The sequence below is a fragment of the Pseudomonas sp. FW300-N1A1 genome (genome assembly GCF_058789115.1).
In genome coordinates this window covers 63,819-88,615 of sequence record NZ_JBYTBK010000003.1, presented here as the reverse complement: position 1 = coordinate 88,615, position 24,797 = coordinate 63,819, and the positions used below count along the sequence as shown (strand labels likewise).

Below are 24,797 nucleotides of genomic sequence, written 5' to 3'. Positions count from 1 at the left end.
AAGCACTGTATAAAAAACCCCGAAGGGTTCACACCCTTCGGGGTTGCTCGTGGCGCACGCGCTTACAATTTGGCGATCGACACCTCGGTGGATTTCACGAAGGCGATGACTTCACTGCCGATCACCAACTCCAGCTCTTTGACCGAGCGCGTGGTGATCACCGAGGTGACGATGCCGGAGGCAGTCTGTACGTCGATTTCCGAGAGCACGTCGCCTTCGACGATTTCCTTGATGGTGCCTTTGAACTGGTTGCGAACGTTGATGGCCTTGATTGTCATGATGGTGATTCCTGTCGTTGGGATAAAACTGCAGTTATTGAGCCCAGCGCAATTGCGTGGGCAAGGGTGAAACAGGTTCAGGTTCCGGTGGCTGGCCAGGCAGTGACAGCACACGGTTGAGGACTTCGGTTTCCAGCGCCGCCAGCCGATGGGAGCCACGCGCCCGAGGGCGCGGCAAGTCGACGTGCAGGTCCAGGCCAATCTCGCCCTCTTCGATCAGCAGCACCCGGTCGGCAATCGCCACCGCTTCACTGACGTCATGGGTCACCAGCAACACAGTGAAGCCGTGCTGCTGCCAGAGCCGCTCGATCAGTTGCTGCATTTCAATGCGGGTCAGGGCATCCAGGGCGCCCAGCGGCTCATCCAGCAACAGCAAGCGCGGTTGGTGGATCAGCGCCCGGGCCAGGGCCACCCGTTGCTTCTGCCCACCGGACAACGCCGCCGGCCATTCATTGGCGCGATCCGCCAGCCCTACGGCATCCAGAGCGTCCAGCGCTTTCTGGCGCCAGTCACCCTTGAGGCCGAGGCCAACGTTGTCGATCACTTTCTTCCAGGGCAGCAGACGCGCTTCCTGAAACATCAGGCGGGTGTCTTCCCGCGCCTGGCTGAGCTCCGCGGATCCGGCCAACAGCTCGCCATCCGTCGGTTGATCGAGGCCGGCGAGCAAGCGCAGCAAAGTGCTTTTACCGCAGCCGCTACGCCCCACCACCGCGACGAATTGACCGGCCGGAATGTGCACATCGATGTCTCGCAGTACGTGCCGCGCACCAAAGGTTTTTTGCAGCTTGCGCACCGCCAGTGGAATCCCGCGCAGCAGGCGCGGTGGTTGTTGAGCCGTCATGCCGCACCTCCCTTGGCTACTTGATAGGCCGGATGCCAACGCAACCACACGCGCTCCAGCCCACGGGCGGCGAGGTCGGCCAGCTTGCCAAGCACCGCGTACAAAACAATCGCCAGCACCACCACATCGGTCTGCAGAAACTCCCGGGCGTTCATCGCCAGATAACCGATACCGGAGCTGGCGGAGATGGTTTCAGCAACGATCAGGGTCAACCACATGAAGCCCAGGGCAAACCGCACCCCCACCAGGATCGATGGCAGCGCGCCCGGCAGAATCACCTGGCGGAACAGGCTGAAACCACTCAAGCCATAACTGCGCGCCATCTCCACCAGGGCTGGGTCGACGTTGCGGATGCCGTGGTAGGTGTTGAGGTAGATCGGGAACAAAGTGCCCAGGGCCACCAGGAAAATCTTCGCCGACTCATCAATGCCGAACCACAGGATCACCAGTGGAATCAGCGCCAGGTGCGGCACGTTGCGGATCATCTGTACCGAACTGTCGAGCAGGCGTTCGCCCCACTTCGACAGCCCGGTGATGAACCCCAGCGCCAGGCCAAGGCCACCGCCGATCACGAAACCGATGCCGGCACGCCAGCCGCTGATCGCCAGGTGTTTCCAGATGTCGCCACTGCGCACCAGGCCTACGCCCGCCTCGATGACCGCGCTGGGCGCCGGCAGTATCCGCGTCGACAGCCAGCCTGCCGACACCGATAACTGCCATATCGCCAACAGCAACACCGGCAGTGCCCAGGGTGCGAGGCTGTGGATAAAGGTTTCCCTCTTCATGGCGCGCCTCAGCTCTGGGACACGGCTTTGGGAAGGATGTCGTTGGCCACCATTTCGCCAAACGGGCTGACGTAGCCACCGCTTTTGGGCAGCTCCGGGCGCTCGACGTCCAGGTGCGGGAACAACAGCTCAGCCACCCGGTAGGACTCCTCCAGATGGGGATAACCGGAGAAAATGAAGGTGTCGATGCCCAGCGCCGCATACTCCTTGACCCGTGCCGCCACGGTCGGACCGTCGCCGACCAACGCCGTCCCCGCCCCGCCACGCACCAGGCCCACGCCGGCCCACAGGTTCGGGCTGACTTCCAGGTTGTCGCGACTGCCACCATGCAAGGCCGCCATGCGCTGCTGGCCCACCGAATCAAAGCGCGCCAGCGAGGCTTGAGCGCGGGCAATGGTGTCGTCGTCCAGGTGGGAGATCAGGCGATCCGCGGCTTGCCAGGCTTCGGCGTTGGTTTCACGCACAATCACGTGCAGACGAATCCCAAAGCGCACGGTGCGTCCCAGCTTCGCGGCCTTGTCCCGGACCTGCTGGATTTTTTCGGCCACCGCAGCCGGCGGCTCGCCCCAGGTCAGGACCATCTCGACCTGTTCGGCGGCCAGATCCTGGGCCGCCTCTGAGGATCCTCCGAAATACAGCGGCGGACGTGGTTGCTGGATCGGCGGATAGAGCAATTTCGCGCCCTTCACGCTGATGTGCTGACCGTCGTAGTCCACCGTCTCGCCCTCCAGCACTCGACGCCAGATCCGGGTGAATTCCACCGACGCCTGATAACGCTCCTCGTGACTGAGGAACAAGCCATCACCGGCCAATTCTTCCGGGTCGCCCCCCGTCACCAGATTGAACAGCGCCCGGCCACCGGACAACCGATCCAGGGTCGCGGCCTGACGCGCCGCCACCGTCGGGGAAATGATCCCGGGACGCAGCGCAACCAGAAACTTCAGGCGCTGGGTGACGGGGATCAGCGAGGCCGCCACCAGCCAGGAGTCTTCGCAGGAGCGCCCGGTGGGAATCAGCACCCCGCCAAAGCCCAGGCGATCCGCCGCCTGGGCGACTTGCTGCAGGTACCCGTGATCGACGGCGCGGGCGCCTTCGGCGGTGCCAAGGTAATGGCCGTCGCCATGGGTGGGCAGGAACCAGAAAATATTGAGGCTCATGGAGTGGTCTCCTTGGGAAATGGAATTACTGCGCGTTGGCAACAGTCGCCGGTGGTGTCCAGATCACGTCTTTGATGCTCAGGGGCTTGGGGATCAACTTGAGTTGGTAGAAGCTGTCGGCGATTTTCTGCTGCGCCGCGACGACGTCCGGGGTGAGGAAGTGCGCGCCAAAGCCCTGGCGTTTCATGGAGGTCAGGGTGATGTCCGCTGGCAGGCCAATCAGTGGCGAGACCTGCCTGGTCACCTCGACGGGGTTGGCCTTGGACCATTCACCGACGGCACGAACCTGCTCCACCAGGGTCTTGATCACGGCCGGGTGCTGCTCGGCGTAGGGCCTGGTCGCCAGATAGAACTGGTGGTTGTCGACGATGCCTTGGCCATCGCGCAGGGTGCGTGCTTGCAGCTGCTGTTCGGCAGCCGCCTGGTACGGGTCCCAGATCACCCAGGCATCGACGCTGCCGCGCTCGAAGGCGGCGCGGGCATCGGCCGGTGGCAGGAAGACGGTCTGGATGTCGGTGTACTTGAGGCCGGCGTCTTCCAGGGCGCGCACCAGCAGGTAGTGCACGTTGGAGCCTTTGTTGAGCACGACTTTCTTGCCCTTGAGATCCTGCACCGACGTGATCGGGGAGTCCTTGGGCACCAGGATCGCTTCACTGTGGGGCGCGGGCGGTTCGTAGGCGACGTAGAGCAGATCCGCGCCGGCGGCCTGGGCGAACACCGGCGGCGTTTCGCCGGTCACGCCGAAATCGATGGAGCCGACGTTCAAGCCTTCAAGCAACTGCGGGCCGCCGGGAAACTCCGTCCACTGCACGTCGACGCCTTGGGCAGCGAGGCTTTTTTCCAGGGTGCCGCGGGCTTTGAGCAGCACCAGGGTGCCGTATTTCTGATAGCCGATTCGTAAGGTCTCGGCCTGGGCTTGAGTAATGGCGCCGAAGGACACAGCCGCAGCAAACAGAGCGACCAGACCGCGACGCAAAATGACAGGGCGCATGGCGCTCTCCTTTTTGCAGTGGGGGTTATGGCTGCACCTGCTTGCCCGTTAGCGGGCGAGTAAGGCCAGTACTTCTACTTTCGGGTAAGGCTTAGATGCTCCAGCGAGCACTTAACAGACGATCATTGAGCAGACCCGAATCCAGCGGCTTCGGCCGACGGGCCATGGCGCTGAAAAACTGCTCCAGCGCTTCGTGCAGACGCTGCTCCAGTGCCGGTGTCAGCTGCGCCTGGGCGTTGCCCTGGCCGTATGCGATCTGACTGTCCTCGGCGAAGATGCCGTGGAGCATCTCCTGCGCCTTGAGCGCCGACAGCACCGGTTTGAGCGCGTAATCCACCGCCAGCATGTGGGCAATGCTGCCACCAGTGGCCATCGGCAATACGACCTTGTGGCTCAGGGCACGCTCGGGCAACAGGTCCAGCAGGGTTTTCAGCGCGCCGGAGAAAGACGCCTTGTAGACCGGCGTGGCAATCAACAGGCCATCGGCGTTTTCAATCTGTTGCAGCAGGTCGATCACCTTCGGGCTATCGAAGCGGGCGTGCAGCAAGTCTTCGGCCGGGAAGTCCCGTACCTGATAACTCACCACTTCCACTCCTTGTTGTTGCAACCAGCGTTGGGAGCGATCCAGCAGCACCCCGGAACGGGAGCGTTGGCTGGGACTTCCTCCGAGTGAGACGACCAGCATCGGGTTGATTCCTTGCGTGTTATGGGCGATTCGCGGCTTGCGATCTCGCTTCGATTGAGGTGACCTTAACAGGTGATTTTTATATCTATAAATCATATTTATTCATTTGTTTATTCCATAAAAGAATATTGTGACAGACTTTCCGCAGACCAAAAAAAGGCCGTCGAAACGGCCTGAACCCCCCCTGCTTTGTGAATTGGTTCACTCTGGATCCCGTGGCGCCTTGAAAGTCGCCATCGCGGGCAAGTCGAACAATGTGTGCGTACGCACATGCAGAGCGCTTCCCGTGGCGAGCGAGCTTGCTCGCGCTGGGCTGCGCAGCAGCCCCAAATCGATCACCGGGCTTTGTCTGAAAGCCTGCGGGGCCTTGTTGGGGGCGCTTCGCACCCCAGCGCGAGCAAGCTCGCTCGCCACGGTGTACGGTGCTGTCCTACATGGTGAACCGCATCCCGATAATGGACTACCGGTTGGGCTGTGGCGTCAGGCGCAGGTAAGGCTTCACGGCGCGATAGCCTTTGGGGAAGCGCTTGGCAATTTCGTCTTCATCCTTGAGCGACGGCACGATCACCACCTCATCACCGTCCTGCCAGTTGGCCGGTGTGGCCACCTTGTAGTGGTCGGTGAGTTGCAGAGAGTCGATCACCCGCAGGATCTCGTGGAAGTTGCGTCCGGTACTGGCCGGATAGGTGATGGTCAGCCGAACCTTTTTGCTCGGATCGATGACGAACAGCGAACGCACGGTCAGGGTGTCGTTGGCATTCGGATGGATCAGGTCGTAGAGGTCAGACACCTTGCGGTCGGCATCGGCGAGGATCGGGAAATTGACCAGGGTGTCCTGGGTTTCGTTGATGTCTTCAATCCATCGGTGGTGCGAGTCCACTGGGTCGACCGACAACGCAATGGCCTTGACCCCACGCCGGGCGAAGTCTTCCTTGAGCCTGGCGGTAAACCCCAGCTCCGTGGTGCACACCGGGGTGAAGTCCGCCGGATGGGAAAACAGCACGCCCCAGCTGTCGCCCAACCACTCGTGGAAACGAATGATACCGGCGCTGGAATCCTGTTCGAAATCGGGGGCGATGTCGCCCAGTCTGAGGCTCATGGTGCTGCTCCTGGTCAGTGCGTGATGAACCTACTGTGCCCGGTGTTCAAACACATTAAAAAGAATAAATAATGATCTACTTAGATCATATAGAGATATTAAAAATCTATTCATTGGACGCGCCCGCGTGCAACGGCCACGCTGCGCCCCAGGTTCGAGAAGGCCTGAGTTGCTGTAGAGAGGGAAGCAAGGGAGGGTCTACGGGGGTAGACCTTTCTGAAACACAAAAGCCCCGCCAGGCTCACGCCTGGCGGGGCTTTTTTACAGCTGACGAAGCGCGCTGTTACAACAGCGGAATCGAGTAGCTGACGATCAGGCGGTTTTCATCCTGGTCGCGTTGACCCGGGATGTCGTTGCGCCACATCGCGTTCTTCCAGGTCAGACCCAGGTTTTTCAGCGGGCCTTGAGGAATCACGTACGCCACGGTCAGGTCACGTTCCCACTCGCTTGCGCCAGTGGCGTTGACTTTGGTCTGTGGCTTGCTAGTGCCCACGCTACCCGAAGTGTCGATATTGTCACCACGCAGGTAGACCACACCGGCGGTCAGGCCTGGTGCACCCACCTTGGCGAAGTCATAGGTGTAGCGAGCTTGCCAGGTACGCTCTCCGGCACGGGCGAACTTGGAGATTTGCGAGTCAGTGGTCAGGTAAGCCGACGAGCCATCACCCTGGTTCAGCCAAGGGAAATCGCTGTCACCGTTGCTGACCTGGTAACCACCACCGAAGGTGTGGCCGGAAACGCTGTACAGGAACAGGCCGCTGAACAGGTTGTTGTCAACCTTGCCCTTGGTGATACCCGTGCCGTAGTCACCGGTGGTGTAGTAGGCCGGATCGTGGCCGTTGGCACCGTCATCGCCACTGTTGAAGTAACGCAAGTCCGTCTTCAACACGCCCGGGCCGATCGACCAGTTGTGTACCAGGCCCAGGAAGTGCTGCTTGTAGAAGTCTTCCAGGTTGCCGTAGTAGTACTGCGCGGTCAGGTCCTTGGTGATCTTGTAGTCACCGCCGCCGTAGATGAACTTGTTGCTGTCGCGACCCGAAGCGGTAGGGCTGTTGGCGCCCGCGATGGACAACTCTTCGTTGTTGCTGGAGTTACGGCCTTTGGCGTGCTCGATCTGGCCACCGATCAGGGTCAGGTCCTTGATGTCGTTGGTGGCGATCTGGCCGCCCTGGAAGGTTTGCGGCAGCAGGCGACCGTCGTTGGTCACGATCACCGGCAGTTTTGGCTGCAGGGTGCCGAGCTTCAGTTCGGTCTGGGAAATCTTGGCTTTGGCCGTCAGGCCCAGGCTCGAGAAGTTATCAACGGCTTCACCGTTGGACTTGCTCGGGAACACAGTACCGCCGTACGAGGTAGCGGTCGCGCCGTTGGTGCCACCACCGGAATCCAGTTTCACGCCCAGCAGGCCGATGGCATCAAGACCAAAACCAACAGTACCTTGGGTGTAACCCGAGGTGAAACGCAGATCGAAGCCTTGGCCCCACTCTTCGTTCTTATTCTGTGCACCGGCAGCCTTGGTGTTGTTATCACGGTTATCGGTGTTGATGTAGAAGTTGCGCAGACCCAGGGTGGCCTTGCTGTCTTCGATAAAACCAGCGGCGCCTGCCTGCTGCGCGACAACCCCTACGGCCACTGCCAGGGCCAAGGTGGACTTGTTCATGTTTCACTCCTCTCGTTTCTAATTTTTGTGTTTCTTAGGTCCAGGGTCTAACGCCCCGGATCCACAGCTGTGCGATTAGCGCCAGACCGTGACTGCCAAGTCAATCGTAACAAGGTGTGTCTACGACCATGGTCTAACCGCACTCATTGGGTCCGTTCAGGTTAATGAGCTTTCCATAAACCTAAAAAGAATTATTTCGTAGTTTTTCATGCGATTCGGAAATATACAAACCCGTCTCAAGCAAACCGGATGCAGGGTATCGGCAATCTGGTTAATTCCTAAATGGTATTTGCTTAAGTTTTTTTAGATCGTTTGATGAAATCTGTCATTGATATTCGTCAAGGCCGATCAAAAAAGCGACGCCCGTTTGCCGAGCGCGCATCTTCCGGGGCAATTGTTACAGTCTATGTATCGATTCGGACTTTTCTGACATCCAGACGAACGAACGCCGTCGGCCTTCACCTTTGAGGCAAAGGCGAAGGCTGCAGCGATCCGTTCAGAGGGCTTTTTCGAAGATCTTCGAATTGCGCTGGTAGTTGTACAGTGACGCCCGCGCCGATGGCAGACGCTCTACGCTGCTCGGCACAAAGCCGCGCTCACGGAACCAGTGCGCGGTGCGCGTGGTGAGGACAAACAGGGTTTTGAGCCCTTGGGCGCGAGCCCGGCTTTCGATCCGTTCCAACAGTTCATCGCCGCGACGACCGTGACGGTATTCCGGGTTCACGGCCAGGCAGGCCAGTTCACCGGCGTCCGAGTCGGCGATCTGGTACAGCGCCGCACAGGCAATGATCATCCCTTCACGCTCGACCACGCTGAACTGCTCGATTTCGCGCTCCAGCACTTCGCGTGAACGGCGCACCAGAATCCCCTGCTCTTCCAGAGGACTGATCAGATCCAGCAAACCGCCAACGTCTTCGATGGCCGCCTCGCGCAGCAGTTCGAATTGCTCCTGGGCCACCAGCGTACCGCCGCCGTCACGGGTGAACAGCTCGGTCAACAACGCGCCGTCCTCGACATAACTGACAATGTGGCTACGGCCAACACCGCCCCGGCAGGCTTCGGCGGCGGCATCCAGCAGCTCGGCCTGATAGTTGGCACCCAGGCGCTGCAAGTGCGCCGGCACCTGTTGCGGACGCAATTCGCGGACCAGACGTCCGTTCTCGTCGATCAGGCCCATCTCGGCGCCAAACAACAGCAACTTATCCGCCCCCAGGTCGATGGCGGCGCGGGTGGCGACGTCTTCGCAGGCCAGGTTGAAGATTTCCCCGGTGGGCGAGTAACCCAACGGCGACAGCAGTACGATGGAGCGTTCGTCCAGCAGGCGGTTGATGCCCTTGCGGTCGACCCGGCGCACTTCGCCGGTGTGGTGATAATCGACGCCTTCCAGCACGCCAATCGGCCGTGCCGTCACCAGATTGCCGCTGGCCACCCGCAGGCGCGAACCCTGCATCGGTGAGGACGCCATGTCCATCGACAGACGGGCCTCGATGGCAATCCGCAGTTGACCGACCGCATCGATCACGCACTCCAGGGTGGCGGCATCGGTGATGCGCATCCCGTGATGATAGTGCGGGGTCAGGCCGCGCGCGGCGAGGCGGGTTTCGATTTGCGGGCGCGAACCGTGGACCAGCACCAGCCGCACCCCCAGACTGTGCAACAGCACCAGGTCGTGGACGATGTTGCCAAAGTTCGGGTGTTCGACGCCATCGCCAGGCAGCATGACGACGAAGGTGCAATCGCGGTGAGCGTTGATGTAAGGGGACGCGTGACGAAGCCAGTTGACGTAATCGGGCATAACACCTGCACCTGTAATAAATAGCAGCCGAAAAAAAGACGAAGCAAGACGCACAGCGGGCTGATGGTTATCGTCGGAACAGGCTTGGCGACACGCGCGCTCTCCTCATGAATACGGGTGGATTGCCCCGGGATTTAAGCCGGGACCAGGCAGTAATGTTCGATCAGTTGACGTAATAGATGCACGGTAGGCTGCAAACGTGACATTTCAAGGAATTCTCCCGGCTGGTGAGCGCAGGCGATATCGCCCGGGCCCAGCACCACGGTTTCGCAGCCAAGGCGCTGAAGATAAGGCGCTTCGGTGCCGAACGCCACTGCTTCGGCACTGTGGCCGGTCAATCGTTCGGCCACCCGCACCAATTCGCTGTCTTCGGGCTGCTCGAATGGCGGCACTTCAGGGAACAGCGGCGCATAGTCGATCTTCACCTGGTGGCGCTCGGCAATCGGCTCAAGCTTCTGCCGGATCGCCGCACGCAACGCCTGCGGGTCCATGCCCGGCAACGGTCGCAGGTCGAACTCCAGCGAGCACTGACCGCAGATCCGGTTCGGGTTGTCGCCGCCGTGGATACAGCCGAAGTTCAGCGTCGGTTGCGGCACGCCGAATTGCGGGTTATTGAACTCGCGTTGCCAGAGCAACCGCAGTCCACGCAATTCACCCATCGCATCGTGCATGGCCTCCAGTGCGCTGTGGCCCAGCCTGGGGTCAGAGGAATGGCCGCTTTGGCCAAGGATGTCGATACGCTCCATCATCACGCCCTTGTGCAGGCGGATCGGCTTGAGCCCCGTCGGCTCGCCGATCACCGCCGCCCTGCCCAACGGCCTGCCGGCCGCCGCCAGGGCCCGGGCACCGGACATCGAGCTTTCCTCGTCACAGGTGGCGAGAATCATCAGCGGTTGTTTGAACGGTTTGTCCAGCAAGGGCAACACGGCTTCGATGGCGAGGGCGAAAAAGCCCTTCATGTCGCAGCTGCCCAGGCCGATCCAGCGCCCGTCGGCTTCGGTCAGTTTCAGCGGGTCGGTCTGCCACAGGGCGCCATCGAATGGCACCGTGTCGCTGTGCCCGGCCAGCACCAGGCCGCCCGGGCCGGAGCCGAAGCTGGCGAGCAAGTTGAATTTTCCGGGGCTGACCTGCTGGATCTCACAGGCAAAACCCAGGTCACCGAGCCAGGTGGCCAGCAGGTCGATGACCGGACGGTTGGACTGGTCCAGATGGGCTTGGGTGCAACTGACGGACGGCGTGGCGATCAGTGCAGCGAACTGGTCTTTCATGGACGGCAAAGGCATCGCTGACTCCAACTCCCGAAGTGAAGTCCATCATAGAACCATCCGGTGACAGGAATAAACCGTCGCGGCGCGTAGCCCGGGTGAGTGCTGTACACTGCACGGCCTTGGCAGCCACACATTCCCCCGGCTGCGCTCCCGATCCTGGATTTTCCGGCCATGCAGAAAGAAACCGAAATCAAACTCCGCGTCAGCCGCGAAACCCTCGCTGCCCTGCGCGAGCATCCATTACTGAAGAAACGCAACAAAAGTGGCTGGGAACGCCGTGAGTTGATGAACCAGTACTTCGACACGCCAGAGCGTGACCTGGCCCTGGCCAAGGTTGCCCTGCGCCTGCGCCGTGACGGCGAAGAGGTGATTCAGACCCTCAAGACCCGCGGCCAGAGTGTCGCCGGCCTGTCCGAGCGGAACGAGCACAACTGGAACCTGCCCAAAGCCAAGCTCGACGTGAAGAAACTGGACGGCGAATGCTGGCCTGAAGAACTGGCCGAACTGGACAAAAAGACCCTCAAGCCAATCTTCACCACCGATTTCGTGCGCGAGTACGCTGAAATTGCATGGGGCCGTGGCAAGGCCAAAGTCGTCATCGAAGCCGCTCTGGACCTGGGCCACGTAGTAGCGGGCAAGCAGAAGGAAGAAATCTGCGAGCTGGAACTGGAACTGCGCGAAGGCGAGCCGGCGGCGTTGCTGGAACTGGCCGCCGAGCTGGCCGCAACCCTGGCGCTGATGCCGTGTGACATCAGCAAGGCCGAACGCGGTTATCGCCTGTTCGACGCCAACAGCTACTCGCTGAGCTTGCCGGCGCCGGAACTGAGTTTCGAGATGCCACTGGACGACGCCTTCGCCGCCCTGAGCTGGCACTTGCTGGGCAGCAGCCAGCGTCTGGCCGAGCAATATCGCTTCAATGGCCACTGGCGCCTGCTGCTGGACTGGGTGGAGCACCTCGCCGAACTGCGCGCGCTGATCGCCAGCCTTGGCCAGGCGGCACCACGCCAGTCGACCCACGACTTGCGCGTCGCTCTGGATGCCTTGCTCGAAGACTGGCGTCCGCTGGTTCAAGCCGGCATGGACGATGAAGACGTGCGCAAGGCCGCGCCGGAGCAGTTCCTCGAAGAGCTCGAAGACCCACGCTGGGGTCAGTTCTCGCTGAACGCCTCGCGCTGGTTGCTGGCCCGCACCTGGACTACCGACCGCAACACCCGTGGCAATCGCCAGGGCGCCGCGCAACTGGGCAACTGGCTGCCACGCTTGTTGGGCGAAGAGGCGACCTCGCTGCAACTGCAACGCTACCAGCAACAGCCGGAAGACCTGGCCGAGCAACTGCCACGCATCGAGCGCATCCAGGCCTGGCTGCACCACGCCCGTGGCGTGCTGGACATCCCGGAAATGGACCGCCTGTACGGTGAACTGAACAAGCTGGCGCACCTGGCCAACGAGTCGATCACCGACGAGGTCCTCGATGCCCGCAAGCAGCAGGCGATTGCGGTGTACCAGAACCGCGCGTGGAAGACTCTGCTGCGTCTGTAATCATCGCGATGATGATCGTTCCCACGCTCCCGCGTGGGAATGCAGCCGGTGACGCTCCGCGTCACCTGGACGCAGAGCGTCCCTTGAGGCATTACCACGCAGAGCGTGGGAACGATCAGTGTCGGGTCAGCGCACTACCGGCAGACTCGTCGTGGACTTGATTTCGGACAAGGCCACGATCGAGTTGACCTCCTGGATCCCCGGCACCATCGACAGCTTCTCGAAGAAGAAGCGCTCATAGGCCTCGATGTCCGCCGTCACGATCCGCAGCAGAAAATCCACCGCCCCCATCAGCACATAACACTCCAGCACTTCCGGAAAACCGCGTATCGCATCGGTGAATTCGGTGAAGTTCGAACGCCCGTGGGCGTTGAGTTTGACCTCGGCGAAGATCTGCGTGTTGAGGCCGATTTTCTTGCGGTCGAGCAAGGTCACCTGCGCGCGAATCACACCCTCGTCCTTCATCCGCTGGATGCGCCGCCAGCACGGCGATTGCGATAGCCCGACCTGCTCGGCAATCTGCGCGCTGGACAGCGAAGCGTCCTCTTGCAGCAGCGCCAGAATCTTGCGGTCGTACGTATCCAGCTCGCTATGCATAAAAAACCTCAAGATCAGTGATCTGACGAATAGAACAATTCTATAAATCAGCAATAACGCCCATCATAGATAAGAAATACCCGGCACCGAATGTAAAAATTTCTCCATTGATCTGGAGAAAAACCATGCCCCCGCTCGAAGCCGTCAGCCCTTGCTCCCCCCGTGCCGACGTCTGGAACGTCAACAACGCCCATTGCCGCGTGCGCTACCAATTGCTCGCCGAAGCCGAGCCGGACCTGCTGTGCCGGGCACTGAACCTGTTTGCGCTGCAGTTCCTGGTGCCACAAGCGGTCAACGTAGAGCGCCGGGACGACCTGCTGGCACTCGATATCGTCATGGACGGCTTGAGCTGGCACCGCGCCCAGGTGATCGCGGAAAAACTGCGTAACCTGATCAGCGTGTGCTCGGTAGACCTGCAAGCGGCCGACTCACACTGGGCGCAGCCCGTGCAGGCGGCGGGCTGAAACACGCCGGTAAAATCCCGCAATGCTTGTTTGGGCAGCGGCCGAACGGTCGGCACCGACGGGGACTATTCTTGGCAATCCGTGGTCAGAGACGCACCCCTCTACACCACAGGTGCAGGATCGTTTCTCTAAGGAGTCCGGATGTCCGTTCAACTCGCCACTCAGGATCGCTGGCTGGATCTCAATGACCTGCTGCGCGACCTGGTCGCCCAGGGTTTCATCAGTCAGGACACCGCCGAACAGGCGCTCGGCGCTCGACGCAACGCCGCCAACAGCCAGCTGCACCCGCTGGAATTTCTCGCCAGCCAACACTTCGACGACCTGCACCGCCCCGGCAAGCGCCTGGACCTGGAAAGCCTGACCCTGTGGCTGTCGCAACAGGCCGGCCAGCCGTACCTGCGCATCGACCCGCTGAAAATCAACGTCGCGCACATCACCCCGCTGATGTCCTACGCCTTTGCCCAGCGCCACAAGATTCTGGCCGTCGCCATCGATCGCGACGCCGTGGTCGTGGCCAGCGCGCAGCCTTACGTACGCGGTTGGGAAGCCGACCTGGTCCACGTACTGCAGCGCCCAATCAAACGCGTGGTGGCGAGCCCAACCGATATCCAGCGCTATTGCGTGGAGTTTTATCGCCTGGCCAAATCGGTGAGTGGCGCCAGCCACACCGACCAGCAGACAAACAGCCTGGGCAACTTCGAACAGCTGCTCAAGCTCGGCGCCAGCGACCAGGAGCCGGACGCCAACGATGCGCACATCGTCAACATCGTCGACTGGCTGTTCCAGTACGCGTTCGGCCAGCGCGCCAGCGATATCCACATCGAGCCCCGGCGCGAGCAAGGCACCGTGCGCTTTCGCATCGACGGCGTACTGCATAACGTCTATCAGTTCCCGCCACAGGTCACCGTGGCCATGGTCAGCCGCCTGAAAAGCCTGGGGCGAATGAATGTCGCCGAGAAACGCAAACCCCAGGACGGCCGGGTCAAGACCAGGACCCCGGACGGCGGTGAAGTGGAACTGCGGCTGTCGACACTGCCCACCGCCTTTGGGGAAAAGCTGGTCATGCGGATCTTCGACCCGCAGGTGCTGCTCAAGGACTTCGACCAACTGGGGTTTTCCGTCGACGACCTGCGCCGTTGGCAGGACATGACTCGCCAGCCCAACGGCATCATTCTGGTCACCGGCCCCACCGGTTCAGGCAAGACCACCACGCTCTACACCACCCTGAAGAAACTCGCGACGCCAGAGGTCAACCTGTGCACCATCGAAGACCCGATCGAGATGGTGGAACCTGCGTTCAATCAGATGCAGGTCCAGCACAACATTGACCTGACCTTTGCCAGCGGCGTGCGCGCCCTGATGCGGCAGGATCCGGACATCATCATGATTGGCGAGATCCGTGACCTGGAAACCGCTGAAATGGCTATACAGGCGGCACTCACCGGTCACCTGGTGCTCTCGACCCTGCACACCAATGACGCCCCGGGCGCCATCAGCCGCCTGCTGGAACTGGGCATACCACACTACCTGATCAAGGCCACCGTGCTCGGGGTCATGGCCCAGCGTCTGGTGCGAACCTTATGCCCGCACTGCAAAGCCCCCTTGAGCCTCACCGAAGACGACTGGCACACCCTGACGCGCCCCTGGCAAGCGCCATTGCCCAGCAACGCCCAGCGCGCCGTTGGCTGCCTGGAATGCCGCGACACCGGCTATCGCGGCCGCGCCGGGGTCTACGAAATCATGCCACTGACCGACGCCCTTAAAGCCCTGATCACCCCGGACACCGACCTGCTGGCCATCCGTCGCCAGGCGTATCAGGACGGCATGCGCAGCCTGCGGCTGTCCGGTGCGCAGAAAGTGGCGGCGGGGCTGACGACGGTTGAAGAAGTGCTGCGGGTAACGCAACAAAGTGAACAGAAGTAGTAGGCCCCAACTGGCCATCACGCCGCTACACTCAGGCCTACCCCTTTATTGACTTGAACAAGGATTTTTCATGCAGATCGGTAGTGTACTTTTGCTGTTCCTCGCCCTGGTGGTCGCCATCCTGCTCATGGGCTTCAAGGTTGTGCCCCAGGGCTATCAATGGACGGTCGAACGATTCGGCCGCTATACCACCACCCTCAACCCCGGCCTGAACGTCATCATCCCGGTGATGGACCGCATCGGGCGCAAGATCAACATGATGGAGAGCGTGCTGGACATCCCGCCGCAGGAAGTCATCACCGCCGACAACGCCACGGTGCAGATCGATGCCGTGTGCTTCTTCCAGGTGGTCAATACCGCGCAGGCCGCCTATGAGGTGAACAACCTCGAACATGCGGTACGCAACCTGCTGCAAACCAACATCCGTACCGTACTCGGCTCGATGGAGCTGGATGCGATGCTCAGTCAGCGTGACGCCATCAACGAACGACTGCTGCGCACGGTCGACGAAGCCACTGCACCGTGGGGTATCAAGATTACCCGGATCGAGATCAAGGACATCAGCCCGCCCGCCGACCTGATGGCGGCAATGTCCGGGCAGATGAAAGCCGAGCGGATCAAGCGCGCGCAAATCCTCGAAGCCGAAGGCCTGCGAGCCTCGGCCATCCTGACCGCCGAGGGCAAGAAGCAGGCGCAGATCCTCGAGGCCGAGGGCAGTCGTCAGGCGGCGTTCCTGGAGTCCGAGGCTCGTGAGCGTCAGGCCGAAGCGGAAGCCAAGGCGACCCGGGTGGTGTCCGAAGCGATTGCCACCGGCAACGTGCAGGCGGTGAACTACTTCGTCGCACAGAAGTACATCGACGCCCTGGGCCAACTGGCCTCGGCCAACAACAGCAAAGTGATCCTGATGCCGCTCGAAGCCAGCCAGATGATTGGCGCGATAGGTGGTATCGGCGAGATCGTCAAAGCCACGTTCGACAGCAAAAAGGCCTGAGGCACGCGTTATGTGGGCATTTCTACAACACCTGTCGTATTGGGACTGGCTGGCGCTGGGTACGCTCCTGCTGATCCTGGAAGTGTTCGGTGCCGGCGGTTACCTGCTGTGGATCGGGCTCGCCGCAGCGGCAGTGGGTGTGCTGACCTTTGTCATGCCCCAACTGTCCTGGGAATTGCAGCTCCTGCTGTTCGGCGTGCTGTCGATCCTGACCGCCCTGTACTGGTGGCGCCGCCAGCACAGTGTGGTTCGGGTCAGCGATCAACCCCACCTCAACCTGCGCGGACAGGAGTTGGTCGGCAACGTCTTTGTGGTGCATGAGGCGATCGTCGACGGCCGCGGCAAGATCAAGGTGGCGGATGGTGTCTGGATCGCCAAGGGGCCTGATTCACCAGCAGGTGCCAGGGTCCGGGTAGTGGGTCTGGAGGGGGTGATGCTCAAGGTTGAACACGCCGATTGAAGGCACGGAACTCGTTTGGGGTAACTGCGATCAAAGCCGCCAGTTAACCCAAACTGGAGTCACCCCATGCGTTTCAAACTGGCCACTGCCACCCTCGCCTTGCTATCCCTGTCTGCAGGGTCTGCAATGGCTGATAGCTTCTGGCAGGAAGTCATTTCCTCCGGTGCGACCACTGCGTCCACCTACCTGACCTTCAAGGATCACAAGATGATCGTCGCCGCCCAGGACGATGCCGGCAGCTTTGTCGCCAGTGACGGCAACATTCGCGGGCCGTTCCTCGAGTCCGCGATGCAAAAAGTACGCGCCGACAACCCGGGCCTGAAGGCCACCGACATGGAGTTGGCCAACGCGATCCTGGCGAAGAACGCCGTCGCACAACAGTGATTCATTGATGCAATACAGAATGCCGCTCACATGAGCGGCATTTTTTTATCCGCTGAAATCGACTTCAGACCATGGCGAGGGCGCTCGCTCGCGCTGGGGTGCGAAGCGCCCCCCGACAGGACTATTGCAGGCTGCAGATACAACTCGGTGCCGGCTTTGGGGCTGCTGCGCAGCCCAGCGCGAGCAAGCTCGCTCGCCACAGGGCATGCGTTCGTCACCCCGCGCCTGTCAGCGGTACTCATCCACCGGCACACAGGCACAGAACAGATTGCGATCGCCGTAGACGTTGTCCACCCGGTTCACCGTCGGCCAATACTTGTGGGCCCTGGTGTGTGCATCCGGGGTCACTGCCGTTTCGATACTGTAGGGCCGGTCCCAAACACCGATGAGGTCCGCCAGGGTATGGGGCGCGCGTTTGAGCGGGTTGTCTTCGGCGGACCAGTTGCCGTTCTGCACCTCGGAGATTTCCGCCCGGATGCTCAGCATCGCGCCGATAAAGCGATCCAATTCCGCCTTGGATTCACTCTCGGTAGGTTCGACCATCAAGGTGCCCGGCACCGGGAAGGACATGGTCGGCGCGTGGAAGCCGTAATCCATCAAGCGCTTGGCCACGTCTTCTTCACTGATCCCGGTCAGCGTCTTGAGCGGTCGCAGGTCGAGGATGCATTCATGGGCTACCCGCCCGTTGCGCCCGCTGAAGAGTACCGGGAACGCCCCGGACAAATGCTCTGCCAGGTAGTTGGCCGAGAGGATCGCCACTTCGCTGGCATCGGCCAGTTGCGGGCCCATCATGGCGATGTACATCCAGCTGATCGGCAGAATGCTCGCACTGCCCCAGGGCGCGGCACTGACCGCGCCATTTTGCGGGTCCGGCCCTTCGATCGGTACCACCGGGTGATTGGCCACGAAGGGCGCGAGGTGGGCGCGGACACCGATCGGTCCCATGCCCGGCCCCCCACCCCCGTGAGGAATGCAGAAGGTCTTGTGCAGGTTCATGTGGGAAACGTCGGCGCCGATGTCCGCCGGGCGTGCCAGCCCCACCTGGGCATTGAGATTGGCGCCATCCATGTATACCTGGCCGCCATGACTGTGGATCACTTCGCAGATTTCGCTGATGCCTTCTTCGTATACGCCATGGGTCGAGGGGTACGTGGCCATCAGGCAGGCAAGCTTGTCGCCGGCCTCCATCGCCTTGGCCTTCAAGTCCTCGAGGTCGACGTTGCCGGCCTCGTCGCAATCGACAATCACCACCTGCATGCCGGCCATCTGCGCCGACGCCGGGTTGGTGCCGTGGGCTGAAGCCGGGATCAGACAGATATCCCGTGAGCCCTGTTGACGACTTTCATGGTACTTGCGGATCGCCAGCAACCCGGCGTATTCACCCTGGGCGCCAGAGTTGGGCTGCATGCAGATCGCGTCGAAACCGGTGATCGCACACAACCAACGCTCAAGCTCCTCGATCATCAACCCGTAGCCCAACGCCTGTTCCTTGGGTGCAAAGGGATGCAGGTTGGCGAATTCGGGCCAGGTGATGGGGATCATTTCGCTGGTGGCGTTGAGTTTCATGGTGCAGGAGCCCAGCGGGATCATCGACTGGTTGAGCGCCAGGTCCTTGTTCTCCAGCTGTTTGAGGTAACGCAGCATCTCGGTTTCGCTGTGATGGGCGTTGAACACCGGATGGCGCAAATACGGCGTCGTGCGCATCAGCCCCTGAGGAATCCCGGACGGCAGCGGTTCGTTGTCCAGCTCGGCCACCTCCAGCCCATGATCGGCCCCGAGGAATATATCGAACAGCTTGGCCACGGTGCTTTCATCACACTGCTCGTCGAGGCTCAAGCCGATCTGCCCGCGCCCGAGAATGCGCAGGTTGATCTGCGCGGCCTTGGCGCTTTCGATGATTGCGGTCTGGCTGCCACCGACCTCCAGGGTCAGGGTGTCGAAGAACTGCGGGTTGAGCCGGCTTACACCTTTGCGCTCAAGTCCCGCAGCGAGGATGCAGGTGAGCCGATGGACCCGCTGCGCGATGCGCTTGAGCCCCTGCGGGCCATGGTAGACCGCGTAGAAACTGGCGATATTGGCCAACAGCACCTGTGCGGTGCAGATGTTCGAGTTGGCCTTCTCGCGGCGAATGTGTTGTTCACGGGTTTGCAGGGCCATGCGCAGCGCAACGTTGCCACGGGCGTCTTTCGAGACGCCGATAATCCGTCCGGGGATCGCCCGCTTGTACTCATCACGGCTGGCAAAGTACGCCGCGTGCGGACCGCCATAACCCATTGGCACGCCAAACCGCTGGGACGAGCCGAACACCACGTCCGCGCCCATTTCACCCGGCGGAGTCAGCAACAGCAGGCTCAACAAGTCAGCCGCCACGCAGGCCAATGCCTGCTGAGCGTGCAGGTGAGCGATCAGGGGGCGCAAGTCACGGATCTCGCCGTGGGTATCGGGGTACTGCAGCAGCGCACCGAATACCTGGTGCTGCTTGAGGTTATCCACCGAGTCGACGATCAGTTCGAAGCCAAAGCCTTCAGCCCGGGTCCGCACCACGGAGATGGTCTGCGGATGGCAGTGTTCGTCGACGAAGAACAGATTGCTTTTCGACTTCGCCACGCGCTTGGCCAGTGCCATGGCCTCGGCCGCCGCCGTGGCTTCATCGAGCAACGATGCGTTGGCCAGCTCCAGGCCCGTCAGGTCGATGGTCAGTTGCTGGAAATTGAGCAGGGCTTCGAGTCGTCCCTGGGCGATCTCCGGTTGGTACGGGGTGTAGGCGGTGTACCAGCCCGGATTTTCCAGCACGTTGCGCAGGATTACCGCGGGCGTCAGGGTGCCGTGGTAGCCCATGCCGATCAGGCTGGTCCAGACCTGGTTCTGATCGGCATAGCCGCGCAGTTTTGCCAGCGCGGCCTCTTCATCCAGCGCTGGCGGCAACTCCAGTTCGCGATTCAGGAGAATCCCCGGCGGTACGGTCTGCTCGATCAACTCGATCCGGCTGCCAAGCCCCAGGCTGTCGAGCATCGCCTGCTGTTCGGCGGTGTCCGGCCCAAGGTGGCGTCGCAGAAAGACATTGGGGTCGCGTAACTGGCTCAAAGTGGGCAGCTGGGACATGACGGGCTCTCTCTTGATTGGCGCTCTGCGTCGATGCGATACGGTCAAACCAGCATAGCAGTCGATGTCACAGTGCCCTTGAAGAAGGCGTCATACGCGATCGGTGCAGGAGCAGCCTTCGGCCGCCCCTGCGCAGCGAACATTACTCGCCGATGGCCGCCTTGTAGTCAGAGGCAGCGAGCAGATTGTTCAGTTCAGAGGTATCGCTTGGCTCGAGTTTGAAGAACCAGCTGTCATAGGGTGCGCTGTTGACCAGTTCCGGGTTGTCGGCCAACGCTTCGTTAATGGCAATGACTGTACCGGAGACTGGCGAGTAGATATCCGAAGCGGCCTTGACCGACTCGACTACACCCGCGGCATCACCGGCGGCGAACACTTTGCCGATTTCTGGCAGCTCGACGAACACGACATCACCCAAGGCTTCCTGAGCATGGTCTGAAATCCCCACTTTCACGCCGCCATCCTCATCCAGACGGGCCCATTCGTGACTTTCGGCATAACGCAGGTCGGTTGGGATATCGCTCATGTTCTGTATCCTCAAAAAAATGGCAGCGGTCGTTGTCCGCCAGAAAAGGTTAGATCAAGGTTTTGCCATGACGCACGAAGGTCGGTTTAACCACCCGGACCGGGTACCACTTGCCACGGATTTCCACTTCTGCCCGGTCGGCGGTTGCCATTGGCACCCGAGCCAGGGCGATCGATTTGCTCAGCGTAGGAGAGAAACTACCACTGGTGATCTCCCCTTCGCCAACATCGGCGATACGCACCACCTGATGCGCACGCAAAACCCCGCGCTCTTCGAGCACCAGGCCCACCAGTTTTTGTTGCACGCCAGCGTTCTGTTCGGCTTCCAGCGCGGCGCGACCGATGAACTGACGAGTGGTCGGCTCCCAGGCGATGCTCCAGGCCATGTTGGAGGCCAGCGGTGAAACATCCTGGTGAATGTCCTGGCCGTACAGGTTCATACCGGCCTCAAGGCGCAGTGTGTCGCGGGCACCGAGGCCAATCGGCGAGATACCGGCCCCCACCAGGTCGTTGAAGAACGCGGGCGCCTGAGCGGCCGGCAGGGCGATCTCCAGGCCATCTTCACCGGTGTAGCCGGTACGGGCAATGAACCAGTCACCGTCGCACTGGCCTTCGAAGGGTTTGAGTTGCTGAATCAGGGCGCCACGTGACTGGGTCACCAGTTCGGCGATCTTTTGCCGGGCGTGCGGGCCTTGAATCGCCAGCATCGCCAGTTCGCTGCGCTCGTGCAGTTGCACGTGAAAGTCGCCGAGCTGGGCGTGCATCCAGGCCAGGTCCTGATCGCGGGTGGCGGCGTTCACCACCAGGCGGTAAGTGTCTTCCAGGCGATAGACGATCATGTCGTCGACCACCCCGCCGCGCTCATTGAGCATGGTGCTGTACAAGGCACGGCCATTGCTGTGCAGGCGTTCGACATCATTGGCCAGCAAATGCTGGAGCCAGGCCTTGGCCTGGGGGCCGCTGACATCGATCACGGTCATATGGGATACATCGAAAACCCCGCAATCGCGGCGCACCTGATGGTGTTCCTCGACCTGCGAGCCGTAATGCAATGGCATATCCCAACCGCCAAAATCGACCATCTTCGCACCGAGTGCGAGATGAAGGTCATACAGAGGCGTACGCTGTCCCATGGGTTTCTCCTTCCGGGCTTGGCGAAGGTGCGGACAGGCACTGCATGAGTGAAAGCCTTGAAATATAAGGCTTTCAGCCAGTTTCAGTTACCCTGTCTGAAGGACGATCCGCACCGAATGCCGCGCATTGTAGCCGCAAGGTGTAGGACTGACACCTAACCGATGCGATGAGCGGAGCGACGGATCAAGCCGATGACCGGTAACAGGCCCACCAGAATCAGGGTCAAGGCCGGCAATGAAGCCCGCGCCCACTCGCCTTCACTGGTCATTTCAAAGACCCGTACCGCCAGCGTGTCCCAGCCAAACGGGCGCATCAGCAAGGTGGCAGGCATTTCCTTGAGCACATCGACAAACACCAGCAACGCTGCACTCAAGGTGCCCGGCAGCAACAACGGCAGATACACTTTGAAAAACAGTCGCGGTCCGCTGACCCCCAGACTGCGGGCCGCTTCAGGCAGCGACGGCCGGATCCGCGCCAGGCTGTTTTCCAGCGGCCCGTAAGCCACTGCAATGAACCGCACCAGATAGGCCAGCAGCAGCGCCGACAGGCTGCCGAGCAGCAACGGCTTGCCTGCACCGCCCAGCCAGCCCGACAGCGGCACCACCAGTTCGCGGTCCAGGTAGCTGAACGCAAGCATGATCGAGACCGCCAGCACCGAACCGGGCAAGGCGTAGCCGATGTTGGCCACGCTGATCCCGGAGCGAATCGTCCGGGTTGGCGCCAGGCGCCGGGCAAACGCCAGCAACAATGCCACGCAGACCGTGATCAGCGCGGCCATGGCCCCCAGGTACACGGTGTGCAGGATCAGCCCGGCATACCGTTCGTCGAGGTCGAAACGACCGCGCTGCCAGAACCACGCCAGCAGTTGCAGCAGCGGAATCACGAACGCACAGGCAAACACCAGACCGCACCAGGTGGTCGCCGCCAGCGCCTTGAGTCCGCGCAGGTGATAGAGCGCCTGGCCTCGCGGACGCTCATTGGTGGCCCGCGCAGCCCCCCGGGCACGGCGTTCGCCATACAGCAGCAGCATCACCACCAACAGCAACAGGCTGGCCAGTTGCGCCGCGCTCGACAGGCTGAAGAAGCCGTACCAGGTCTTGTAGATCGCAGTGGTGAACGTGTCGAAGTTGAACACCGATACCGCACCGAAGTCCGCCAGCGTCTCCATCAAGGCCAGGGCCACGCCCGCGCCGATGGCCGGACGCGCCATGGGCAGGGCCACGTGCCAGAACGCCTGCCAAGGCGATTGGCCCAACACCCGCGCCGCCTCCATCAGGCCCTTGCCCTGGGCCAGGAACGCCGTGCGCGCCAGCAGGTAGACATAGGGATAGAACACCAGCACCAGCACCAGGATCACGCCACCGGTAGAGCGCACCCGTGGCAGTCGCAAGCCACTGCCCAGCCATTCCCGCAGCAGGGTTTGCACCGGTCCGGAAAAATCCAGCAAGCCGACAAAGACGAACGCCAGCACGTAGGCCGGGATCGCAAACGGCAGCATCAGCGCCCAATCCAGCCAGCGGCGTCCGGGGAACTCGCACAGGCTGGTCAGCCACGCCAGGCTCACACCCAGCAGCGTGACACCCACGCCGACACCGAGGATCAGGGTCAGGGTGTTGCCCAGCAACCGTGGCATCTGGGTGTCCCACAGGTGGGACCAGATTTGCAGGTCGACGGTTTGCCACGACAGCAGCAACACGCTCAGCGGTAACAGGACCAGCGCGGCGATGGCGAAGACCAGGGGGTACCAGCGACGTTGGGCGGGATGGGCCAAAAAACTGTCTCTCAAATGATTGTGCCCACGCTCTGCGTGGGCACATGGCCGGTGACGCTCAGCGTCACGCTTGAAAGGGTTGGATGCAAAGCATCCGGGGCGACGTCCCTTGGTTGCGCGTGGGAACGATCAATTCGGGGGCGCTTCACCCCCATGCGGGAGCAAGCCCCCTCGCCACACGCGCAGTATACCGGGTGGCTCAGTTCCAGCCAGCGCGGTCCATCAAACGAATGGCTTCGGCCTGGCGCAGACCCGCCACTTCAACCGGCAGGGTATCGGGGATGAACTTGCCCCAGGCTTCGACTTCCGCCGATGGCTTCACGCTCGGGTTGGCCGGGAATTCCTGGTTGACGTCGGCGAAGATCTTTTGCGCTTCAGGCGTGGTCATCCACTCCACCAGGGCCTTGGCGGCTTCCGGGTGCGGCGCGTACTTGGTCAGGCCGATGCCCGACAGGTTCACGTGGACACCACGGTCAGCCTGGTTCGGCCAGAACAGTTTGACCGGCAGGGCCGGCTTCTGCTTGTGCAGGCGACCGTAGTAGTAGGTATTGACGATACCGACGTCGCACTGCCCGGCAGCGATGGCTTCCAGCACGGCGGTGTCATCGGAGAACACGTCAGTGGCGAGGTTGTTGACCCAGCCCTTGATGATTTCTTCGGTCTTGGCCGCACCATGGGTTTCGATCAGGGTGGCGGTCAACGACTGGTTGTAGACCTTCTTCGCGGTGCGCAGGCACAGGCGGCCTTCCCACTGCTTGTCCGCCAGCGCTTCGTAGGTGGTCATTTCCGAAGGTTTTACCCGCTCGGTGGAGTAGGCCAGGGTACGGGCGCGCAGGCTCAGACCGGTCCAGGCATGGGACGCGGCGCGGTATTGCAGCGGGATGTTGGCGTCGATGACCTTGGAGGTAAATGGCTGCAGGATGCCCATTTGCTCGGCCTGCCACAGGTTGCCGGCATCGACGGTCAGCAGCAGGTCGGCGGTGGCGTTTTCACCTTCGGCCTTGATGCGCTGCATCAGCGGCGCTTCCTTGTCGGTGATGAACTTCACCTTCACACCGGTTTTCTCGGTGTAGGCATCGAAGACGGGCTTGATCAGCTCATCGATACGCGAGGAGTAGACCACTACCTCGTCGGCGGCCTGCGCCGCAGTACCAATCAGGGTCAGGGCAATGGCTGTCAGTAGACGCTTCGGTGCCAACATGGGAGCGGTCTCTCGATATTTGAAGTGAGTCGAAATGATAAGGACTCACATTTGCCTTCTCAACCGATCCCTCCGCGCAGGCGTTACCAAATGTTGCGCGACAGGCGTGTCGTGATGAATGTTCGTCGCCCCATCGCGAGCCTGCTCGCG

At 61.5% G+C, this 24,797-nt stretch carries 22 protein-coding genes; 6 read left to right on the top strand and 16 right to left on the bottom strand.

Annotated elements, in window-relative coordinates:
- Positions 1–62 precede the first annotated feature (62 nt).
- The 10 genes from AC3WQN_RS04015 to argE all read right to left on the bottom strand — a co-directional run bounded on the left by AC3WQN_RS04015 (position 63) and on the right by argE (position 10,571).
- Complete coding sequence (locus AC3WQN_RS04015) at positions 63–278, bottom strand: TOBE domain-containing protein (protein ID WP_003213899.1); 216 nt, start codon at positions 276–278, stop codon at positions 63–65.
- Between the two features lie 34 nt (positions 279–312).
- The gene (gene ssuB / locus AC3WQN_RS04010; RefSeq protein ID WP_103398754.1) at positions 313–1,119 is read right to left on the bottom strand and encodes an aliphatic sulfonates ABC transporter ATP-binding protein; all 807 of its coding nucleotides are present in this window, start codon (positions 1,117–1,119) and stop codon (positions 313–315) included.
- The gene (ssuC, locus tag AC3WQN_RS04005) at positions 1,116–1,904 is read right to left on the bottom strand and encodes an aliphatic sulfonate ABC transporter permease SsuC (protein ID WP_103398753.1); all 789 of its coding nucleotides are present in this window, start codon (positions 1,902–1,904) and stop codon (positions 1,116–1,118) included. Before ssuC ends, ssuB begins: the two co-directional genes overlap by 4 nt.
- An 8-nt stretch (positions 1,905–1,912) precedes the next feature.
- Positions 1,913–3,061: an FMNH2-dependent alkanesulfonate monooxygenase gene (gene ssuD / locus AC3WQN_RS04000; protein ID WP_103398752.1), complete on the bottom strand. Its 1,149-nt coding sequence runs from the start codon at positions 3,059–3,061 to the stop codon at positions 1,913–1,915.
- Positions 3,062–3,086: 25 nt separating this feature from the next.
- Positions 3,087–4,052, bottom strand: a complete 966-nt coding sequence (locus AC3WQN_RS03995) for a sulfonate ABC transporter substrate-binding protein (protein ID WP_103398751.1) — start codon at positions 4,050–4,052, stop codon at positions 3,087–3,089.
- Between the two features lie 91 nt (positions 4,053–4,143).
- A complete protein-coding gene (gene ssuE / locus AC3WQN_RS03990; protein ID WP_103398750.1) occupies positions 4,144–4,737 on the bottom strand; it encodes an NADPH-dependent FMN reductase in 594 nt (197 codons plus the stop codon).
- 460 nt (positions 4,738–5,197) lie between these two features.
- The gene (locus tag AC3WQN_RS03985; protein ID WP_103398749.1) at positions 5,198–5,836 is read right to left on the bottom strand and encodes a peroxiredoxin; all 639 of its coding nucleotides are present in this window, start codon (positions 5,834–5,836) and stop codon (positions 5,198–5,200) included.
- A 283-nt stretch (positions 5,837–6,119) separates the two neighbouring features.
- Positions 6,120–7,493 carry an OprD family porin gene (locus AC3WQN_RS03980; protein ID WP_103398748.1) on the bottom strand — a complete coding sequence of 458 codons (1,374 nt, stop codon included), beginning with the start codon at positions 7,491–7,493 and terminating at the stop codon, positions 6,120–6,122.
- A 496-nt stretch (positions 7,494–7,989) separates the two neighbouring features.
- Positions 7,990–9,288 carry an amino-acid N-acetyltransferase gene (gene argA / locus AC3WQN_RS03975; protein ID WP_103398747.1) on the bottom strand — a complete coding sequence of 433 codons (1,299 nt, stop codon included), beginning with the start codon at positions 9,286–9,288 and terminating at the stop codon, positions 7,990–7,992.
- 134 nt (positions 9,289–9,422) lie between these two features.
- The gene (gene argE / locus AC3WQN_RS03970) at positions 9,423–10,571 is read right to left on the bottom strand and encodes an acetylornithine deacetylase (protein ID WP_103398746.1); all 1,149 of its coding nucleotides are present in this window, start codon (positions 10,569–10,571) and stop codon (positions 9,423–9,425) included.
- 156 nt (positions 10,572–10,727) lie between these two features.
- Between argE and AC3WQN_RS03965 the strand changes: the two genes are divergently transcribed.
- Complete coding sequence (locus AC3WQN_RS03965; protein ID WP_095081837.1) at positions 10,728–12,095, top strand: CYTH domain-containing protein; 1,368 nt, start codon at positions 10,728–10,730, stop codon at positions 12,093–12,095.
- Between the two features lie 126 nt (positions 12,096–12,221).
- Here the strand turns inward: AC3WQN_RS03965 and AC3WQN_RS03960 are convergent, their stop codons facing one another.
- Positions 12,222–12,692, bottom strand: coding sequence for an Lrp/AsnC family transcriptional regulator (locus tag AC3WQN_RS03960; protein ID WP_103398745.1), 471 nt, complete (start codon positions 12,690–12,692; stop codon positions 12,222–12,224).
- Between the two features lie 125 nt (positions 12,693–12,817).
- Between AC3WQN_RS03960 and AC3WQN_RS03955 the strand changes: the two genes are divergently transcribed.
- The 5 genes from AC3WQN_RS03955 (at position 12,818) to AC3WQN_RS03935 (ending at position 16,914) form a co-directional block, all read left to right on the top strand.
- Positions 12,818–13,156 carry an ACT-like domain-containing protein gene (locus AC3WQN_RS03955; protein WP_103398744.1) on the top strand — a complete coding sequence of 113 codons (339 nt, stop codon included), beginning with the start codon at positions 12,818–12,820 and terminating at the stop codon, positions 13,154–13,156.
- Positions 13,157–13,297: 141 nt separating this feature from the next.
- Positions 13,298–15,079 carry a type IV pilus assembly ATPase TfpB gene (gene tfpB, locus AC3WQN_RS03950; RefSeq protein WP_103398743.1) on the top strand — a complete coding sequence of 594 codons (1,782 nt, stop codon included), beginning with the start codon at positions 13,298–13,300 and terminating at the stop codon, positions 15,077–15,079.
- A 70-nt stretch (positions 15,080–15,149) separates the two neighbouring features.
- Positions 15,150–16,070 carry an SPFH domain-containing protein gene (locus AC3WQN_RS03945; RefSeq protein WP_095081842.1) on the top strand — a complete coding sequence of 307 codons (921 nt, stop codon included), beginning with the start codon at positions 15,150–15,152 and terminating at the stop codon, positions 16,068–16,070.
- A gap of 10 nt (positions 16,071–16,080) precedes the next feature.
- Positions 16,081–16,530 carry an NfeD family protein gene (locus AC3WQN_RS03940; RefSeq protein WP_103398742.1) on the top strand — a complete coding sequence of 150 codons (450 nt, stop codon included), beginning with the start codon at positions 16,081–16,083 and terminating at the stop codon, positions 16,528–16,530.
- A gap of 66 nt (positions 16,531–16,596) precedes the next feature.
- Positions 16,597–16,914 carry a DUF2388 domain-containing protein gene (locus AC3WQN_RS03935; protein ID WP_103398741.1) on the top strand — a complete coding sequence of 106 codons (318 nt, stop codon included), beginning with the start codon at positions 16,597–16,599 and terminating at the stop codon, positions 16,912–16,914.
- 228 nt (positions 16,915–17,142) lie between these two features.
- Here the strand turns inward: AC3WQN_RS03935 and gcvP are convergent, their stop codons facing one another.
- The 5 genes from gcvP to AC3WQN_RS03910 form a co-directional block, all read right to left on the bottom strand.
- Complete coding sequence (gene gcvP, locus AC3WQN_RS03930; RefSeq protein ID WP_103398740.1) at positions 17,143–20,016, bottom strand: aminomethyl-transferring glycine dehydrogenase; 2,874 nt, start codon at positions 20,014–20,016, stop codon at positions 17,143–17,145.
- Between the two features lie 142 nt (positions 20,017–20,158).
- Entirely contained in the window at positions 20,159–20,542 is a 384-nt protein-coding gene (gene gcvH / locus AC3WQN_RS03925; protein WP_103398739.1) for a glycine cleavage system protein GcvH, read from the bottom strand.
- A gap of 49 nt (positions 20,543–20,591) precedes the next feature.
- On the bottom strand, positions 20,592–21,674 hold the full coding sequence (gene gcvT, locus AC3WQN_RS03920) for a glycine cleavage system aminomethyltransferase GcvT (RefSeq protein WP_103398738.1): 1,083 nt from the start codon (positions 21,672–21,674) through the stop codon (positions 20,592–20,594).
- 155 nt (positions 21,675–21,829) lie between these two features.
- Entirely contained in the window at positions 21,830–23,446 is a 1,617-nt protein-coding gene (locus tag AC3WQN_RS03915; protein ID WP_103398737.1) for an ABC transporter permease, read from the bottom strand.
- Positions 23,447–23,645: 199 nt separating this feature from the next.
- The gene (locus AC3WQN_RS03910; protein WP_095145909.1) at positions 23,646–24,647 is read right to left on the bottom strand and encodes an extracellular solute-binding protein; all 1,002 of its coding nucleotides are present in this window, start codon (positions 24,645–24,647) and stop codon (positions 23,646–23,648) included.
- Between the last annotated feature and the right edge of the window lie 150 nt (positions 24,648–24,797).